This is a genomic window from Polyangium jinanense (assembly GCF_028435265.1).
GTDB lineage: Bacteria > Myxococcota_A > Polyangia > Polyangiales > Polyangiaceae > Polyangium > Polyangium jinanense.
The window spans coordinates 127,577-146,669 of sequence record NZ_JAGTJK010000009.1; the positions used below are offsets into that span (position 1 = coordinate 127,577).

At 68.2% G+C, this 19,093-nt stretch carries 14 protein-coding genes; 8 read left to right on the forward strand and 6 right to left on the reverse strand.

From position 1 onward, the window contains the following. The first annotated feature begins 24 nt into the window (after nt 1-24). From tssI to KEG38_RS19710, 4 genes are all read left to right on the forward strand, one after another. A complete protein-coding gene (tssI, locus tag KEG38_RS19695; RefSeq protein ID WP_272421255.1) occupies nt 25-2,682 on the forward strand; it encodes a type VI secretion system tip protein TssI/VgrG in 2,658 nt (885 codons plus the stop codon). Between the two features lie 7 nt (nt 2,683-2,689). Further along, the gene (locus KEG38_RS19700; protein WP_272421256.1) at nt 2,690-4,837 is read left to right on the forward strand and encodes a hypothetical protein; all 2,148 of its coding nucleotides are present in this window, start codon (nt 2,690-2,692) and stop codon (nt 4,835-4,837) included. Nucleotides 4,838-5,097: 260 nt separating this feature from the next. Further along, nucleotides 5,098-6,375, forward strand: coding sequence for a tetratricopeptide repeat protein (locus tag KEG38_RS19705; protein WP_272421257.1), 1,278 nt, complete (start codon nt 5,098-5,100; stop codon nt 6,373-6,375). Nucleotides 6,376-6,387: 12 nt separating this feature from the next. Then, nucleotides 6,388-7,170 carry a hypothetical protein gene (locus tag KEG38_RS19710; protein WP_272421258.1) on the forward strand — a complete coding sequence of 261 codons (783 nt, stop codon included), beginning with the start codon at nt 6,388-6,390 and terminating at the stop codon, nt 7,168-7,170. A 9-nt stretch (nt 7,171-7,179) separates the two neighbouring features. Here the strand turns inward: KEG38_RS19710 and deoD are convergent, their stop codons facing one another. After that, complete coding sequence (gene deoD, locus KEG38_RS19715) at nt 7,180-7,917, reverse strand: purine-nucleoside phosphorylase (RefSeq protein ID WP_272421259.1); 738 nt, start codon at nt 7,915-7,917, stop codon at nt 7,180-7,182. A gap of 7 nt (nt 7,918-7,924) precedes the next feature. Beyond that, nucleotides 7,925-9,028, reverse strand: coding sequence for a hypothetical protein (locus KEG38_RS19720; RefSeq protein ID WP_272421260.1), 1,104 nt, complete (start codon nt 9,026-9,028; stop codon nt 7,925-7,927). A gap of 98 nt (nt 9,029-9,126) precedes the next feature. Here KEG38_RS19720 and KEG38_RS19725 point away from each other — a divergent pair, with 98 nt between their 5' ends. Beyond that, nucleotides 9,127-10,737, forward strand: coding sequence for a putative signal transducing protein (locus KEG38_RS19725; RefSeq protein ID WP_272421261.1), 1,611 nt, complete (start codon nt 9,127-9,129; stop codon nt 10,735-10,737). 3 nt (nt 10,738-10,740) lie between these two features. Here the strand turns inward: KEG38_RS19725 and KEG38_RS19730 are convergent, their stop codons facing one another. From KEG38_RS19730 to KEG38_RS19745, 4 genes are all read right to left on the reverse strand, one after another. After that, complete coding sequence (locus KEG38_RS19730; protein ID WP_272421262.1) at nt 10,741-11,547, reverse strand: fibro-slime domain-containing protein; 807 nt, start codon at nt 11,545-11,547, stop codon at nt 10,741-10,743. A 42-nt stretch (nt 11,548-11,589) separates the two neighbouring features. Further along, a complete protein-coding gene (locus tag KEG38_RS19735) occupies nt 11,590-13,638 on the reverse strand; it encodes an EGF domain-containing protein (protein ID WP_272421263.1) in 2,049 nt (682 codons plus the stop codon). A gap of 123 nt (nt 13,639-13,761) precedes the next feature. Then, nucleotides 13,762-13,992 (reverse strand): DUF378 domain-containing protein, encoded by a 231-nt coding sequence (locus KEG38_RS19740; protein ID WP_272421264.1) that lies wholly within the window; start codon nt 13,990-13,992, stop codon nt 13,762-13,764. Between the two features lie 57 nt (nt 13,993-14,049). Then, a complete protein-coding gene (locus KEG38_RS19745; RefSeq protein WP_272421265.1) occupies nt 14,050-14,895 on the reverse strand; it encodes an alpha/beta fold hydrolase in 846 nt (281 codons plus the stop codon). A 78-nt stretch (nt 14,896-14,973) separates the two neighbouring features. Between KEG38_RS19745 and KEG38_RS19750 the strand changes: the two genes are divergently transcribed. Genes KEG38_RS19750 through KEG38_RS19760 form a run of 3 tightly spaced genes read left to right on the forward strand, consistent with a single transcriptional unit; the run spans nt 14,974 to nt 19,080 of the window. Then, nucleotides 14,974-15,195 carry a DUF350 domain-containing protein gene (locus KEG38_RS19750; RefSeq protein WP_272421266.1) on the forward strand — a complete coding sequence of 74 codons (222 nt, stop codon included), beginning with the start codon at nt 14,974-14,976 and terminating at the stop codon, nt 15,193-15,195. A 31-nt stretch (nt 15,196-15,226) separates the two neighbouring features. Next, nucleotides 15,227-16,318, forward strand: a complete 1,092-nt coding sequence (locus tag KEG38_RS19755; protein ID WP_272421267.1) for a hypothetical protein — start codon at nt 15,227-15,229, stop codon at nt 16,316-16,318. Between the two features lie 32 nt (nt 16,319-16,350). Further along, entirely contained in the window at nt 16,351-19,080 is a 2,730-nt protein-coding gene (locus tag KEG38_RS19760) for a M1 family metallopeptidase (RefSeq protein WP_272421268.1), read from the forward strand. The last annotated feature ends 13 nt before the right edge of the window (nt 19,081-19,093 follow it).

Here is a 19,093-nt window from a genome sequence, read left to right on the forward strand (position 1 = left end):
TATCGTTGGGCGAGAACCTCGCCCATGGCCCATTCTTCCGAGCCCAGGACCCACTTCGAGTTCCGCGCTTCCGAGTTCGGCAAAGGCCGCCTCACGGTCGTGAAAATCGCTGGCGAGGAGCGCATCTCGCGGCCCTTTGCCTTCGACGTGGTCGCGTTTGCCGAGGCCCAGGGGCTCGACGAAGCTAGCTTCGAGCGGGACATGATCGGCAAGGACGCCGTCCTCTGCATCGCGGTCCCCGATCACGCGCCGCGGATCGTGCGCGGCGTGGTCTCGCGCGTGCGGGCCGAGGGCGCGGTCGAACAAGGCCGGATCGCCTTCCGCCTCCGCCTCGTGCCGCGCCTCGCGCTCTGCCGACTCAACCAGCGCAGCCGCATCTTTCAAGACCGTACGTTCCCCGAAATCGTCGCCACCGTGCTCGCGGGGCACGGCATTCCTTGCCGCTTCGACCTCCTCGGCCCGCACCCGCGCCGCGCGTATTGCGTACAGCACCGCGAGAGCGACCTCGCCTTCGTACAGCGCCTCGCCGCGGAGGCCGGCGTCTTCTACCATTTCGAGTTTCCCGGCGACGGGACCGACGACGCCCGGGAGGTCGTGGTCTTCGGCGACGCCCCCACGCTTTATCCGCGCATCCCCGGCGCCGACGTCCTCGTGTTCCGCCGGGCCGACGGCGCGACCGCGCTCACGGTCCGCGAGGATCAGGTCACGCGTTTCATCCGACAAACGAGCGCGGCGACGGAAGGCACGCTCGTCCGGGATCACGATTTCCGCAAGCCCACGGCCGAGCTGCGGGCGAGCGCGGGCAAGGCCGAGGGGCTCGTCGTGTACGAGCACCACGGCGAGGACGAGGAGCCCGAGATCGATCCGGCGCGGGCGATCACCATGCTCGAACAACGAAGGGCGCGCGCCGCGCTCGCCGAGGGGACGACGTATTGCCGCAGGCTCTCGCCGGGCCATCGCTTCACGCTCGAAGATCATGACGTCCCCGCGCTGAACGGCCCTTACGTCGTCGTCCGCGCCGTCCACGAGGGCCACGATCCGCAACACGCCGGGACGAACGATCCGGTCTTCACCACGACGTTCCGCGCGGCGCCTGCAACCGTCGCCATCCGCCCGAAGAAACCGCGCCGCACGATGCGCCAGGTGATGGAGACGGCGACGGTCGTGGGGCCCTCGGGGCAGGAAATTCATACGGATCCGTACGGCCGGATCAAGGTGCAATTCCACTGGGATCTGGAAGGAAAACGCGACGAGCATTCATCCTCTTGGATCCGCATCGCGCAGGCGTGGGCGGGCACCGGCTGGGGTTTTCAATTCATCCCACGCGTCGGGATGGAGGTGCTCGTCGGCTTCCTCGGCGGCGACCTCGACAGGCCCGTCGTGATGGGCTGCCTGAACGACGCGACACACCCGCCCACGTTCAAGCTGCCCGACGCGAAGACCCGGAGCGGCATTCGCACGCAGACCACGCCCGGCGGCGACGGCTACAATGAAATCTCCTTCGAGGATCGCGCGGGCGCCGAGGAGATCTCGATCCACGCGCAGAAGGATCTGCGCGAGACGATCGAAAACGACCACGACGAGACGGTCACCCACGACAAGACCGTGACGATCGGCGGCAAGCACGTCCTGCGCGTGCAGGGCGACCGCGACGATCACGTGGCCGGCGCGCTCGTACAGACGATCGACGGCGGCGCGACCGTGAGCGTCTCGGGCGGCATGGCGCAATCGACGGGCGGCGACGTGGCGAGCGAGGTCCGGGGCAGCCGCGCAGAGGTCGTGCACGGATCGGACCGGCACACGGTGCACGGCGATCACCTGACGGTGGTGATGGGCCAGAGCGTGCTCCGCGTGGAGGCGGAGCACGCGGTCGTTGTGGGCGATGGGCGCGACGACGGGATCGTCGAGACGAACGTCTCCGGGAAGTGGATCGTATCGGCCGGAAAAACCGCGCGGATCCAGGCGGTTCAGGGCATTTCATTGGTGGTGGGGGACAGCGTGGTGGAGATCCTCTCGGATCGGATCGTCCTGCGCGCGCGCCGTGTGGAGATCGAGGGGCAGGAGAGCGCGGCCATGACGGGCAAGGGCCCCGCCGTGCGCCTCGGCGAGGAGGCGGAGATCGTCTCGAAGGTGCTGAAGCTCTACGGCGAGAAATCGTCGATCGAGCTCGATCGGGACGCCAGCGTGAAGGGGACGCGGGTCCTTTTGAACTGCAAGGACAGCCGCCCGAAGGACCCGACGCGCGACGAGCCCGAGCCGGAGACCGTGAAGCTACGCATCAAGCTCACGGACGAGAACTTCGAGCCCTACGCGGGCAAGCTCTACGACCTCGTCTGCGAGGGTTTTAAAGGCGACGGAACCACGGGGCCCGATGGTCTCGTGGAGCGGGACGTCCCGAAGGACGCGCAGACGGCACGGATCACGTTGTGGCTCGGTGAGGATCGCACGGGGCCGAAGCGGGAGTATTCGGTGAAGATCGGCGCCTTGCCCGACATCGCTTCGATTGCGGGCGCGCAGGTGCGGCTGAAGAACCTCGGCTATTACGTGGGCGCGATCCGGGGCGGGATCGACGACGAGACGCGGGCGGCGCTCGCCTGGTTCCAGAAGGATCACAAGCTCGAAGAGACGGGGGCGCTCGACGAGGCGACCCAACGAACGCTGCTCGACGTGCACGGGAATTGAGGGAGTCATGGCGATCCCCGAGGCGGACAAGCAATTCATCCAGGCGGTTGCCGAGGCCATCGGCAAGGTATCGAACCCAGCGGCGCACCCGGGCGCTCCGCCGCGCCTCGTCGTGTGCCTGAATCACACGGAGACGGACATCCCGGAAGGCGCGATCGGCGCGGGTCCGTACCTGGAGAGCGAGCTCGACAAGGAGAAACCCGAGACGCTCGGGTCGATTCTTGCCTGGATCGAGGAACGGCTGCACCGGAGCCTCGACGAGGCGTGGGCGGGTCCGGCCGGGAAAAACGAGGACTGGGACGCGAGTGCGGGCGAGGAGGCGTGGGCGCGCGCGCTCTCGGAGATCGTCTTCGGCATGCGGTATGGGGGCCCGGGGCAGGCGTATTTCCAGAACTCGAAGTGGGATTCGTACATTTTTTCGCGGATCCAGCGGCGCAGCGTCGACTACGAGGAGGCGTGCAAGGCCCGCAAGGACGCGACGTTCCCGGCGACGCACCTCGAAATCCAGGCGTACAAGGTCAAGCTCGCCAAGAACGACCGGAAGCTCGAGGAGGTGATGGTCGAAAACACAGACCCCGCCGTGTCCATCGCCTGCGCCTGCCAGCACCTCACGACGTACGGCGTCCTGACCCGCGGCTTCACGCTGGAGCAGCACCTCGACGGGGCGAACCTGGCTGCGAGCCAGAACAAGGGCAAACCCCTCTTCGACGAGAAGAATGGCGGGAGGTGGTACCCGACGAACCTCGCGCACCTGCGCGTTCCCGTCGCGACGGGGATCGAGCCGATGCCAAAGGCCAAAGGGGCGCCGGCCGACAGCACGCAGGTGATCCCCGTGCCTCTCCGCCCGGGCTCGGCCTATTGTTACAACCCATTCGGCGACGCGAAGTACACGACGGCATGGGTCCCCCCCCATTGGGTGACCGTCGACGAAAAGGGCGTCCCGCAGCTCAAGAAGGAACATCGCGAGCAGGCCCTCAACGACCTGCCGGAGAAAACGAGCCAGCTCAAGGACCAGCAGTACTTGCACGAGGACACAGAGAGCAACGTCTCGGTTCAGAAGACTGTTCTCTCGAGTGACCCCAGCCTCGCCAACATACCTGCAGAGAACTTTTCCGTGCAAGTCGACGTGCCGGTCTCGGGGCAACGGAAAGGATCACACATCCATCTCGTGCTGCGGATCAGCAAGGACAAGAAGAAGGTCCAGCTCCTCGACACGACGAACGGGCATCCGCTCGACGAGCACATGGCCCACACGCTCATGGATCCGGTGAGCAAGGCAGGGATTTACGACGGGAACTTCATCTCACAGGTCTACCAGGGCAATACGTTCTGCGGCCTCGGCGTGCCGCCCGAACCGCCGGAAGATCTACTCGAAATGGCGGAGTTCATCCGCCGTGCGCGCCCGATCGGCCTCTTGCGCCTCGTCATCACCGAGCGCGTGCCGCCCGCCAAGATGACGGACGACCATATCTTGTACGTGAGCAAGATGTTTCGGATGTACGGGGATAACGACGAGGAAAACTTCCACATCTCGCGCTGCGTGTGGGCGCTGCGGAACATGCCGGGGTTCACGAAGCTCCAGGGCTGGTTCATCATCTACACGCCCCAGGGCGAGCTCGCGCGGATGATGTGGGAGCACGGCGCCCGCAAGCGAAAGCTCGCGGAGATGGAGCCCGTCGTTTACGCAGCGAAGAAGAAGAAGTACGAGATCAAAAAGGCAAACCCGAACCGAGACAAGAAAAAAGACCCGCTCGTCGAGCCGACGCCCGGGCTCTCGTACATACACGACTACCGTGACACGATCGTCTTGACGAACGCGGCGAACGGGACCTGCCTCTACTGGCACCGCAAGCGCTCGGATCTCAATTTCGGGTCGACGACCGAGAGCTTCGAGGGCAACGCCATCCCGGACGCCATCCGCGCCCGCGTCGCGCCGAAGCCCAAGCAAGACGCCGGCAAGCGCATGTCCTACGATGGCGAGCACGTGCACGATCGGTTCTGCGATCCCGATACCGAAGACCACACCATCGAGATCCCCGATCTCTTTCGCGACGGCAAGCCCGCGACGGCGCCGCTGCCCGCCCCCGAGGCTCTCGCGGACTCCGCCATCGTGCACGACGAGGACCAATCCGCGCCGGAGGTCGCTTTCGCATGATCGTTACTGCGCGCCAAACCATTCTTGTGGGGCTCGTCGTTGCGTCGGGCCTGGTCGCCGCGTGTGGATCTTCCGCGCCGGCGCACCATGACCTCGAGGGTCGACCGTCTCTGCCTCCTACGAAGGCCTCGGCCAAGGACGCGCCTTCGTCTATGGCATCCCGGCCCGAGCCATGCACGCTCGAAAGCAGCGCTGAAGCATGCAAGGCAGCATGTGACGCTGGCGACTTCGCGAGCTGCAGGAACCTCGGCGTGCTCGTCATGCGTGGGAAAGCTGGACGGCGCGACGTGCGCCGCGCCGAGGCCGTCTTCCGCAAGGCATGCGACGGAAATGATCTAGCCGCATGCCACGAGCTCGGAGCACTTTTCCTCGAAGAGCTGCCTCGGGACGACGACGCCTCCGTGGCCCTCCAGAGAAAAGCGTGTGACGCGGGGTACCTGCCAGCCTGCGGCCATCTCGCGGCCCTTTTCCTGACGGACGGCGCGATGCGCATCCGCGTCGAAAAGGAGGCCGACGTGCAAGCTGCGGTTTCCCTCGCCCAGAAGGCGTGCGAGGGGGGATATGCACGCGCGTGCACCGTCCTCGGCAACGTCCATCGGAAGGGAAAGGTGCTCCCGAGGAATCACGCACTCGCAAAGCAGATGCTCGAGCGCGGGTGCGACGGCGGAGACCGGCGCGGATGCGCGATTGCATCGATCCTTTACGAGAACGGCTGGGACGGGGAGCAACCCGACAAGGAGCGAGCGGCTACGCTGAGCAGGAAGGCCTTCGAGCTCCTTCAGAAAGACTGCGCCGAGGAGCTCGATTCCTGCTCCACCCTCGCCGCGTGGCACGCGAAGGGCTTTGGGACGGCGGTCGACCCGGAAAAACAGCGGTTGGTCTTGCGGGACGCTTGCGATCGAGGTGACTCGGCGTCCTGCGTGGAGCTGGGGGCGCTGCTGGAGCAAGACAAACGCAAGGACATCGACGGAGCCGTCGCTCTGTATCGCCGCGCATGCGACGACGGTTATGGCAGCGGCTGCGGCAAGCTCGGGAACATGCATTACAGGGGCCTTGGCGTGCCCAGGGACGACAAACGGTACGATGAGCTGCTCCATCGGGCATGCGATCTGGGACATGCGCAGAGCTGCTCGTGGCTCGGCACGAGGTTCGCGGACGGCATGGGCACGACGAAGGACCCCGCGAAGGCCATGGCGCTTTACCGGAGGGCTTGTGGTCTCGGCAGCCCGATGGGCTGCCGAGACGTCGGCGAAGCTCTGCTCGGCACGGACACGCACGGGATCCCCTCGAAAGAGGCTCATGCGGAGGCCCTGCGCCTGCTCGTTTTTTCATGCGACGAGGGAGATCACTTCGCCTGCTTCTACGCAGCCTGGGTCCACGATCTCGGTGTGGGTGTCCCGAAGAATCACGGAAAGGCCGAGGATTTCGCCAAGACGGCGTGCGCACTGGGCAGCGGCCCGGCTTGTGTATGGCTCAAGGCCCCCGACCGCGCATGGCGCCCCGAATGGATTGATTTCGTGAAGCCAACCAAAAAGTGAGGGGAGCGGTTCATGACCACGAAGCCCGGTTTTTCGTCCCCCCAAGTCCCCCCCGAGGAACGCCGCGAGGGCCTCACCCTCGAACGGTTCGCCGAGGTGATGGCCTACCGAAAGTTTTTCCCGCCGCACTTCGCCGAGGAGGTCCTCCTCCGCTGCGGCATTCGTCCCGCGCGCTGGGCGCGGGCCGCGGCGGCGTGGGGGGAGGCGCTCGCCGAGGCCGCGGCCGAGGAAAAACCCGACATCGTGCTCCGCTTTGCCCGCGCGTTCGGCGGCACGTCGCGCAAGCTCCGCGAATGGCCTCCGCGCCTGGAGTCGCTCGGCGAGCCCATCGATCCGGACGCGCCCGATCCCGAAGAGCGAGCCCCCGAGCGGCCTTCCTTCATGCTCGACGAGCCGCCCTCGCGTGCGCCCCAGAGCGCCGGCTCCGTGTGGAAGCAATACGTGAAGCCCCCCGCGCCCACACCCGCACCGCCCCCCCTTCCCGCGCGTGTCCCCGCACCTTCTCACGAAGACCTCGGCGCGACACGCCCGGCATTTCGACCTCAAACCAAGCTGCCGACGATGCCCTTCCAGATGCCGCCGGACGCGTCGGCCCCCGAAATGCCTCCCGCATCGCCCGCGCCGCCTCCCCCGGCGCGCGCGCCCGGGTTCGGCGATACGGCCGATATCAGCTCGTTCGTCCCGCGCAAACCCTTGCCGTTCCAGGGGACGCCGCCCGATGGCGACAAGCTGGCCCAATCCGTGATCATCGGGCCCGACGATCTCCCCAAAGGGCCAGGTCGGCCCGGACGCTGACGAAACACACTATGGCGCAGGCGCGACGGCCGCGGCCTCCTCGGCCGCGAGCTCCAGCGCGAGACCGATCATCGCATTGAAACTCGTCTCGCGCTCCGCCGAGGAGAGCCCGGTGCCCTTCGGCAGGTTGTCCGCGACCGAGAGGAGCGCGAGCGCCCGCGCGCCCTGCTCCGCGGCGACGCCATAAAGACCCGCCACCTCCATTTCGATCGCGAGCATCCCCATGCGCACGAGCGTCTCGTGCAGCCGCGCGACCTCCGGCATGTAAAACAGGTCTGCGCTGAACACGGAGCCCACGCGGACGGGCTGGCCGCGGCGCTCCGCGATCTCCACCGCCCGTCGCGCCAGGTTGAAATCCGCGACCGCCGGGAAATCGTGCTCGAGGAAGCGATGGCGATTGACCCGGGAGTCCGTGCCTGCGGCGAGGGCCACGATCACCTCCTTCAGATCGACCTCCGGCCGGAGTGCGCCGCAGCTCCCGACCCGGATGAGCACGCGCGCGCCGTAATTGCGAATGAGCTCGGTCGCGTAAATGGAGATCGAGGGGATGCCCATCCCGTGCCCCATGACGGAGATGCGCTGTCCCTGGTACTGGCCGGTGAACCCGAGCATGTTGCGCACGGCCGTGACCTCGCGCGGCTGCTCCAGGAATCGCTCGGCAATGTAGCGGGCGCGCAGGGGGTCACCCGGCATCAGGACCACGTCGGCGAAGTCGCCGGGCGCTGCGGAGATGTGAATGGTGGACATGGATCTGTCATTCCAGGGTGGAGTTCGTGACCTGCGGGTCGCCGTTCGCGAGCACGAAGATGCCGGGATAACCCGGCGTCTCGAACCCGAGGCTCGGGTTCTTCGAGAGCACCGAATCCTGGATCACGAGCGTGCCCGTGCGATCGTTGCTGACGAAGAAGATGGCGCCGCCCCCTTCGTTCGCATGGTTCTCCGTGATCTTCGTCCCGCAGACCGTCAACGTGAACGTATTGCCGTCGTTGTAAATGGCGCCGCCGCTCCCGCCGCCCGGGGTCCCGTCTTTCGCCGGGTTCGCGCCGTTGCCGATCGCGCGCTGGTGGGACATCAGGCTGTTCAGGACCGTGTACGAAACACCGATGCTGCTCAGCGCGCCGCCGTTCGAGCAGACGTTCCCGAGTTTTTCGCTCCCGCCGAACGTGCTGTTCACGACGTACACGGGCAGCCCCTCGTATTGGCTGAGGACACGAATCGCGCCGCCCCCGACGTCCGGGCCGACATCGTCGCAGACGTTGTTGAAGAATCGGCTGTTCACCACCTTGAAGCGGCCTCCCCGCACGAAGATCGCGCCGCCGCCGTCCGGGTCCTCGCCTTTTGCATTGCCGTCGACGAACGTCAGGTTTTGCACCGTGAGCCGGGGGTGGTCCTGGTTCTGGCACATCGACGTGGTCCAGTGTTGCGCCTCGTCGCAGGTGTTCATGTAGAGAATGCGCCGCGCCCCCGCGCCGCTCAGCGTGACCTTCCCGCCGCCGTCGATCACGATCTCGGGACCGGTATCGTTGAAGATCTTCGCGGTGCGGTCGAGCGTGATGACCACGGGATCCGGGCCGCAATCGAACGTGATGATGCCGCCCTTCGCCACGGCATCGACGAATGCATCCGAGGTGCAACTCTCCTTCGTGCCATTGCCGACGACCTGCGTTGGATTCGACGTATCCACCGCCTGAGCCTCGGCCGGCACGGTGCAGGCGCCGTCCGGGTTTCCCGCGACAGGCCCCTCGTCCGGGTTCGTCTTGGGATCGATCGGCGCCGGAGCGGCGTCGTCCCCGCAGCCCGAAATTACGCCCGTGAAGAGACAAACCAGGATCGCCCCGTGAAGCGTTCGTCGTTGCATCGCTCGCCCTCGCAAGGCCCAGGCTACGCGCAGACGACGCCGGGAACAAGGGCTTGACGCCGGGGGCGCGGGCGCGGATGCTCGGGGCGAGGGGCATCATGAAATTTTGTCCGAACGTCGCGTGTTCGCATCGCCAGCGCACCGGAACGCCGGCCGAATACGACGTGGAGCGTCCGGACTGCGCCGATTGCGGGGCCGCGCTCATGGACGGGCCGGCGTATTACGCCGCTCCATCGTCGGATACCGCCGCGCGCCCGTTTCCGCCGGGTCTTTCGTCGCGGATCGGGGTGACGGTCGTGGCGCTCGCCATCGCGATCGCCGGGCCGAGGCTCTTGCTCCTTCCACAGATAGAAACAGGGACGCGCCTGCCAGAAATATCGCTGAACCAGCGAAACGTGTTTTCGGTCGGCCTGTCCCCGATCCTCACGGCGGCGTTGTTCGTCGAGCTCGTCGCCTGGATCGTCCCCTCCCTGCGCCCGCTCCGGCACGCGGGCCCCGAAGGGCGCGAAAAACTCGGGCGGGCTGCGATCCTCCTGGGGATGGTGCTCACGCTCTTCCAGGCCTATGCCATCGCCCGTTTCCAGTCGCTTCTCGATCCGGGGGCGTCGCAGCTCGACATCATCGGCAGCCTGCTCGCCGGAACGAGCCTGCTCGTGCTGCTCGCCACGTGGGTGACGAGGCGAGGCCTCGGCAATGGATTTGCGTTGCTCTACCTCGTCCCTGAGCTCGTCACGCAAGGCGAGCTGCTCCACGCGGTTCTCTCGGGGGTGCTTCCGGACGGGCCGCCCACCTCCGCCGAAATGGCCCGCATCTTCGCCATTCCGGCGCTGCTCGCGGGCACGACGTTCGCGTGCGCGCGCTGGCCTACGAGGCGGGACGAAGGCGTTCTTGTGGGAGCGTCCGGCGCGGAGCCTTATCGCCAAGGCGCGGGCCCGCGGGGCGCGAATCCGCCGCCGCTCCGGCTGCCCGCGAGCGGCATCGCGCCCGCGCTCATCCCCGCGGGCCTCGCTGTGCTGCTCTGGCGTCTCTCGACCGTCGGCCTCATCCCCTACAACGCCGGCGCGTTGTATTTCGAGACAGACGGCGCGCCCCTCGTCATCAGGCTCGTCCTCACGGCCGCCCTCGTCCTCGTCTTCGGATGGGGCTTTCAGGCGCCGACCGCGCGCGAGGCGTTATGGCGCCGCGTTCGGGAATACTCGCCCGACAGCCGGCCGCTCGAGGAAGGGGACTCCGAGGTCCTCGCGGCCCTGCGCCGGAGCATCCTGCCGCTCTGCGTCTTCGTGATCCTCCCGCTGCTCGTGGACGTCGGCCCAGGGGCGAGCCTTTATCTCGTGCCGCTCCTGACCATGCTCGTCCTCGATCTCGTCGCCGAGGTCCGTGCGCGCATGCGAATCGAAGGCGAGCTCGTCTCGGTTTGGCCGGAGCACCGCGTCTTTGCCGCCGACATGGTCGCCGCCGCCCTTCGCAGCGAGGGAATTCCGGTCCTCCTGCGTGGCGTCCTCTACCGGACGATGGCGCGTTTCGCCCACCCGTTCGTCCCCATCGAGGTGATGGTTCCCGCGTCCCGCGCCGAGGACGCGACGCGAATCGTGCGGCAAATCATGCTCGGCGAGCTCCCGCCCGCGGAGGTTCGAACGGACGAACCCGCGCCTCCCGCCAAAAAGAAGAAACGCAAGAAGAAGCCGGCCGAGGACGCGGCGACGGCGTGACCGTCACTTCGGGCAGACGTCGAACTCGGCGATCGTCGTCTCGAGGTAAAAATTCGAGCCCGACGTGTGCCGCTCGGCGAAGAAGAGCGCGAAGGGGAACACCTCGCCTTTCGTGATGCCGAGGGTCTCGGCCTCGTCGTCGAGGAGAATCGTCCGGCTCTCGGTCGCGTGCACGCCCCCGAGGTCGATGGCGAGCCTGTCGTTGATGAAGACCCAGAGGTCGTCATCCCCGCGGAACGTGAGTGACTCGCCGCCGACGTATCGGAACGGGATCTGCATCTCCAGTGTGAAGTGGAAATTATGCGGGTTTCCCTCGTTCCCGAGGAGTTGCCCGTCGATCGGAAAAAAGTCGGGGGCGTTGAACTGGTACAGATTCGGCGCGCCTGGGCCCGACGCGAGCTCGAGCGTGAATGACGTCGACGCGTTGATCCCGGGGACGTCGCGGTACCATTCGTCGAAGCTCGCCTTGCCGCTCGTCGTGAGCGTCGTGGGGTTTCCCGCGTAGACGGGTTTGCCGTCGCTGCCGAGGTTCGTCTCGACGATCCCGAGATCGAGCCCGATCGAGAGCTCCTCCATATCGGGGTGCGAAGCGCTGAAATCGCGGATCGTCACCCCGATGGGGATCGTGGTGGAGGGCCGGGGCGCCGTACAGCCCTCCCATTTGCCGAAGACGCATGTCTCCACGCCCTTGCCGCAGATGGTCTCGCATTCACGCTTTTCCCCCTCCACCTGGCAGACGGGCAGCTCGGTGCGCGCGCCGCAGCCTGCCAGGAGGGCCAGGAGGAGGAGCCCACGAACGCTCGTCGCCATGACGATCATCGTCTCCCCGGACCCGGCGGAAATCAATCGATTTTACTGGAGGAAGCCAGCCGCGCAGCCGTTCGCCACGAGCCGCGCCCAGTCGCCGGTGCCTTGCATGTTCGGGTGCCCCGTGCCGTTCGAGTAAACGACCTTGAAGTCGGGTCGGTACGCATGCGCGATCTCGCCGTCGGCGTACGTGCCGTCGACGATCCCGGCGCCCTGCAGGATGAGGATGTCGCGGTAGAACGAGGCATATGTCGAGACGCCGCTGTGGAGGAACGTCGTGCCATTGCCCGAATAACTCGACGAGGTGTAGCGGTTGTCCCCGGTCGGCGAGACCACGGGCGAATAGGCGGCGGTCATGATCTTGCCGGCGAGCGAGATGTTGCTCGTGTAGGTCGAGAACACGCCGAGGACGACGTTTCCGCCCGCGTCCACGAAATCGCCGAGGTTGTTGCCGAACGTGGTCCCGTTGGCATAACCCGTGTTCACCCACGTGTGCACGCAATCATAGGCGTTCAGCGTGGCGAGCGAGGGCGTGGTCGTGCGGGGATCGACGTATGTGACCGTGCCGCCCGTGATCGCCGCGATGGCGGAGCGATAGGTGGAGGCGTCGGCGTTCGACGGGGCATACGCGATCTTGATGCGCGCGCACGTGCTCGGGGTGCCCTTGCACCGGAAGTACGGCTCGACCTTGCATGTCGCGCTGCACCCGTCGCCGCCCATGGCGTCCCCATCGTCGCATTTCTCGCCGGACAAGAGAATGCCGTCGCCGCAGAGCGGTCCGCACACGCTCGGCATGCCAGTGCAGGAATAGCCGGTCTCCACCTGGCAGGTCGCCGAGCACCCGTCGCCCGACATCGTGCCCGCGTCGTCACACGCCTCGCCCGCGACCACGAGGCCGTCGCCGCAGACCGACGAACACGTCTTGCCATTGCCGGTAAAACCCTGATTGCAGGCGCAGGAGAAGGTGCCGGGCTGGTTCGTGCAGGTCGCGTTCGCGTCACAGTCGTCCGTGCCGGCGGAACATTCGTTCACATCCGTGCACATGACGCCGCTGCCGGTGTATCCCATGTTGCACGCGCAGGCGAACGAGCCGGGCGTATTCGTGCACGTCGCATTCGCGTGGCAGTTGTCCGTATTCAACGCGCACTCGTCCACGTCCGTGCACATGAGGCCGTCGCCGGTGTACCCCATGTTGCAGGCGCAGGCGAACGTGCCGGGCTGGTTCGTGCAGGTCGCGTTCGCGTCGCAGTTGTCCGTGTTCAGCGCGCACTCGTCCACGTCCATGCACAGGACGCCATTGCCCGCATATCCCATGTTGCAGGCGCAGGCGAACGAGCCGGGCGTATTCGTGCACGTCGCATTCGCGTCACAGTTGTCCGTGTTCAGCGCGCACTCGTCCACGTCCATGCACAGGACGCCATTGCCCGCATATCCCATGTTGCAGGCGCAGGTGAACGAGCCCGGCGTGTTCGTGCACGTCGCATTCGCGTCGCAGTTGTGCGTGCCGAGCGCGCATTCGTCGAGGTCCGTGCACACGGTCGGCTCTCCGGCGCAATTCCAGCCGGACTCGAGCCCGCAGGCCGCCGAGCAGCCGTCCGCATCGGCCGTATTGCCGTCGTCGCACGCCTCCAGGCCGGCGATCACCCCGTCGCCGCAACCGGTCGTGCACGTGCTCGGCTCCCCGGCGCAGCTCCATCCAGCTTCGACCGCGCACGCCGCCGAACAGCCGTCCGTATCGGCCGTATTGCCGTCGTCACACCCCTCGCTGCCCTCGACCGCGCCGTCGCCGCAGACCGCGCTGCTGCCGCCCGTGCCGCCCGCACCGCCTTGCCCGCCCGCGCCGCCTTGCCCGCCCGCGCCGCCTTGCCCGCCCGCCCCACCCTGTCCGCCCTGGCCGCCCTGCCCTGCGTCGCCGCCCTGGCCTGCATCGCCGCCCTGGCCGCCTTGACCGCCCGCCCCGCCCTGGCCCGCGCTGCCGCCCTGGCCCCCCGCCCCCGTCGCGGTCGTCGCGGGATCGTCGCTACAGCCCGCCGCTGCGCCCGATATGGCCCCGAGGAGCAAAACCCCGCCGATCGCCCGAATCCCGAAACGCATGCTCCGACCTCCTCATGGGCTGCTCCATGCAGCGCACAAACGTCGGGCATCGAAACCTGGACAGCCGCGCTTGTCCAGAAATTTTCGTGAGGGATCACGGGCGATTGAGGGCTCGCTCCGCTGTCAAGCTCTTGGCCGTTGCACCAGCCGCGTCGAGAGGAAAATCAAATACAGACCCGAAAGGCCCACGAGCACGTACACGATGCGCGTGAGCGCCGAGAACGTCCCGAATAGAGCGGCGACGAGGTTCCAGTCGAAGAGCCCCACGAGCGCCCAGTTCAAGGCGCCGACGATCACGAGGACCAGCGCCACCCACGAAAGCCCCGACATCCCATCCGTGCGTGTATCTACCATGCGAAGACAGCGATGCATGGGACGGACCAGCGATCCGCCCAGGCGAGCCGAGCCACGTCACGATAGAAAATCGAGCAGCGCGCCGTAGGTTTCGAGCGGCGCCTCCAGCGGCACGAGGTGCCCCACGCCGCGCAGCGTGCGGAGCCGCGCGCCCGGAATCCGCCGCGCGAGGAGCTCGCCATTTTCGTGCGGAATGAGCGGATCGGCGTCGCCGTGCAAGACGAGGGTCGGCACGCGGACGTCGCCGAGGCGGTCCCAGATGGAGAACCGGCTGATCGCCTGGATCTGCCGCAGAAGACCGTCCACCTCGGGGACGCCTTCGAGCGCGAACGCGATGGCCATGTCGAGGATCTCGGGGTTCTTCTGGGCGAACGCGGGGCCCGTGATGGCGCGATAAAACGCGGCAAGGCGCGCCTCGGCCGCCGCGCGATCGTCATCGGGGGCGAGCGAGGCGAGCTCGGAGAGGATTGCGCCTTCGGGCGTCTTCGCGACGTCCCCGCCAGGCCAGGTCGCGAGGAGCACGAGGCGCGAGAACCGCTCGGGGAAACGCACGGCGAGCTCCTGCGCGATCATGCCGCCCATCGAAATGCCGACGAGCCGCGCCTCGCCGATGCCGAGGTGATCGAGCAGCCCCACGGCATCCTGGGCCATGTCGGCGATCTCGTAGCTTCCGCCCGGGAAACGCGAGGAGCGGCCGACGTCGCGGTTATCGAACTGGATCGCACGAAAGCCGCGGCCGGCGAGGGCGCGCGAAATGGCCGTCCAGTTGTCCCCCCGCGAGCCGAGGCCCATGACGAGCAGCACGGCCGGACCGGCCTCGCCGAAGGTTTCGTAATGAATGTCGACGTCGCCGATCCGCGCGATGCCCATGGTCCTCCGCGTGAGGTAGTCGCTTCCGCCCACGACGTCGAGGCTTCCCAGCCGGGCCCATCTTCCCTTACCCTGCCGGCACGGCCCCTCCGGGCCCTCGGGAGAGCATCGATGCTCGACATTTCGCAGCTGCTCAAGGCCTCGATCGCCACGCTGATCTTCGTCGTGATCGGGCTCGTCGTCTTCGCCGTGGCGTTCTTCATCATCACGAAGGTGACGCCGTTCTCGATCCGCAAGGAGATCGAGGAGGACCAGAACACCGCGCTCGCGATCGTGATCGGCTCGGTGATCCTGGGGCTCTCCTGGATCATCGCCGCGGCCATCCACGGCTGAGGGAGGGGCGAGGAAGGTCCCCGAGCGCCTCGTGAACGGGCCCTGGATCTGGGGCGCGCGCGTCGACGTGGCCGTCTTTGGCGGGTCCGCGGCGCTCGCGCTCGTGCTCGCCGCGCTCGCGCCCGCGCTGAGCGACGAGGGCGCGCTGCCGCTCTGGGGATGGATCACGTTCGTGCTCGCGGTCGACGTCGCGCACGTCCACACGACGTTCTTCCGGACGTACTTCGATCGCGAGGAGCTCGGAAAGCGCCGCGCGCTCTACGTGGCCACGCCGCTCGCGTGCTGGGCCGCGGGCGCGCTGCTCCACGCCACGTCCGAGCGGCTCTTCTGGCGCGTGCTCGCGTACGTGGCGGTGCTCCACTTCGTGCGGCAACAAGCGGGCTGGGTGGCGATCTACCGAGCACGGGCCGGTGAGCGCTCGCGGCTCGGACGCATGCTTGACGACGCCACGATCTACGCGTCGACGTGCTTCCCGTTGCTCTACTGGCACGCCCACCTGCCCCGCGCGTTCCGGTGGTTCGTCGAGGACGACTTCGTGACCTCGCCATGGCTCCGCGCGCTCGTCGTGCCCGCGGGCGTCGTCTGGGCCGGTCTGCTCGTCGCGTACGCCGCGCGCGCCGTGCTCGTTTGGCGGCGGGGCGGGCCGCGGAACCCGGGCAAACATCTCGTGGTGGCGACGACGGCGATCACGTGGTTCTCCGGGATCGTCGCGACGAACTCGGACTTCCAGTTCACCGTGACGAACGTGCTCGTGCACGGGATCCCGTACATGGCGCTGCTCTGGGCGTACACGCGGGAGCGGGCGCGCGAGGCTCCCGCGGGGCTCGTCGCGCGCATCGCGGCGGGCGGCGTGCTCGCGTTCGCCGCGGCGGCGCTCGCGCTCGCGTTCGCCGAGGAGGCGCTCTGGGATCGGCTGGTCTGGCACGACAGACCCTCGCTCTTCGGCGGGATGCGCGAGGCGCCGCTGCTCGGCCCCTCGGCGCGCGCGCTCGTCGTGCCTCTGCTCGCGCTGCCGCAGGCCACGCATTACGTGCTCGACGCGGTGCTCTGGCGCCGCAAGGACACGGGCCCGGCGCAGGCGCGGGCGCTCGGATTCCGGGGCGCGCCGGAGCCTGCCGCTTGACCGGGCCGCGCCGCGCGGCGAACGTTCGATCGATGCTTGCTTGGTCTCGCGGGAGGCTCGCCCTGCCCTTCCTCGTGGTCGCCCTCGCGGGCTGCATCCCGAACGCGCCGGTCTTCCGCGTCGAGCCCGCGACGACGCCCGCGGAGCAGGCGCCGAAGCCGCCGCCGCCGCTCGCGAACGGCCGCCTGCCGGACACGGCGCGGCCGCTCCGTTACGCGCTCTCGCTCTGGGTGAACCCGAAGGAACCGCGCTTCACGGGCGAGGTCACGATCGACGTGGAGATCCCGCGCCCGACGTCGCACGTGGTGCTGCACGCGGCCGAGATCGATCTGCGGCGCGCGCACGTGGTCGTCGGAAACGAGCGGCGCCCGGCGCGGACCTCGACACGGCCGAGCGCGGGACAAACGACGCCGAACGAGCTCGTGCTCGCGTTCGAAAAACCGCTGCCCGCGGGGCGCGCGTCGATCGAGATCACCTACGTCGCGCCCTTCGGCGAGGGCACCGCGGGCCTGTTCCGCGTCGAGGACGCGGGCGCGTCGTACGCGTTCACGCAGTTCGAGCCCGTCGACGCGCGGCGGGTCTTCCCGTGCTTCGACGAGCCCGGCTTCAAGGTGCCGTTCGACGTGAAGGTGACGGTGCCGAAGGGCCAGCTCGCGCTGTCGAACGCGCCGGAGACCAGCCGGACAGCCTCGCCGGACGCCGCGCACGAGACGTTTTCCTTCGCCACGACGGAGCCGCTCCCGACGTATCTGGTCGCGCTCGCCGTGGGGCCGTTCGAGATCCGCGAGGCGAAGACGACCGTTGGTGGTCAAAAGGAACCGATCCGCCTGCGCCTCGTCACGACGCGCGGCAAGGCGAAGCTCGGCGAGCTCGTGCTCGACACGGCGGCGCGCGAGCTCGCGGTGCTCGCGGGCTTCTTCGGCCGCGCGTATCCATACCGCAAGCTCGATCTCGTGGCGGTCCCCGATCTCATGGCCGCGGCGATGGAGCACCCAGGGCTCGTGACGCTCCGCGAGGATCTCGCGCTGCTCGACCCTGACGCGGCCTCGGCGCAAGGGAAGCAGGAGATGGCGTCGATCGTGGCGCACGAGCTCGCGCATCAGTGGTTCGGCAACCTCGTCGGGCCGCCGTGGTGGGATGAGCTCTGGCTCAACGAGGGCCTCGCGACGTGGATGACGGCGAAGGTCATCGACACGATCACGAAGGACACGGGCGCCGCCGCGTCGGCCGTGCGGGACAAACACCTCGCGATGAAGCTCGACGAGCTGCCCTCGTCGCGCGCCGTGCGCGCACCCGTGGTGAGCACGGGAGACGCCGAGGAGATCTTCGACGCGATCACCTACGAGAAGGGCGCGAGCCTCGTGCGGATGCTCGAAGGGTGGCTCGGGGAAGACGTGATGCGGAAGGGCCTCGCCGCGCACACGTCCGCGCATGCTCACGGCACGGCGTCGACGGACGGCTTGCTCGCGGCGCTGGCCGAGGCGTCGGGCAAGGACGTCGCGGCTGTCGCGCGCCCGTTCCTCGAACGCACGGGCGTGCCCTTCGTGCGCGCCGAGCTCACCTGCGAGGCGGACAAAGCGCCCCGCGTCTCGCTGGCGCTCACGCCGCCGACCTCGCGGGCGGGCGCGGGCGGCGAGGAGGCGCGGGCGTTCGTCGTGCCCGCGTGCGTCGCGTACGAGGGCGCAGCGGCGCCGGTGTGCGGGCTTCTCTCCGATCGCCTGACGCTGGAGCTGCCGCGGCGAGGCTGCCCTTCGTGGATCCATCCGAACGCGGACGAGCGCGGGTACTATCGGTTCACGCTGCCGCGCGCCTCGTGGGACGCGCTCGCGAAGGTCGCGAAGAAGCTCGCGCCGACGGAACGCGTGGGCCTCGTGGCGAACGCGCTCGCGCTCGTGCGAAGCGGAGAGCTCGGGGCGGATGCGCTGCTCGAACTCCTTTCGTCGCTGCGGGGCGAGCGGCACCCCGCGGTGCTCGCCGAGATGACGGAGAGCCTGCGCTGGATCCGCGTGGTGCTGCCGGACTCGGGGTCACGCGAGGCGCTCGGTCGCTTCGTCGGTTCGTTGTTCCTTCCGCTCGGCAAGGAGCTCGGCTGGGCGACACGCAAGCAAGACGACGAAGCCACGCGCCTCGCTCGCGTGGCCGTGCTCGAAGCGCTCGGCGTGCTCGCGGAGGATCCGTGGACGCTCCGGCAAGCGGCCTCGCGCGCGACGGCGTACCTCGACGATCCGCGGGCGATCGACGCGGACACGACGGCCGTCGCGCTGCTCGTGGCCGCGCGGACCGGCGGCGACGAGCGGCTGCAAGCGCTGCGGGACGCGGTGCGGCTCGCGGCGACGCCGGAGGAGCGGGTCATCGCGGCGCGCGCGATCGGGAGGATCGGTGATCCGGCGGAGCTCGGTCGGGGCCTCGACATCGCGCGGGCCGGTGAGCTACGGGCGCACGAGTTTGCCCGCGCGTTCCACGAATCGGCGCGCGCGCCGGAGACCTTGTCGACCTCCCTCGGGTGGATCCGCGCGCGTGGCCCCGAGCTCGCGCCGCGGTTCGGCGGAGGGCTCTTGCTCGAGCTTTCGAGCGCGGTGGGCGAGGCGTGTGATCCGGTGACCCGGGACGACGCGCTCAAGGTCTTCAAGGCGATCTTCGAGACCGTGGACGTGAACCCGCGGAAGCTCGCGGCGCTCGAAGAGCAGGCGAACCAGTGCATTGCGGTGCGGGAGCGCGAGACGCCGCGGCTGCGAAAGAAGCTCGGGCTCGGGACGCGCTGAGCGATTCTTTTTC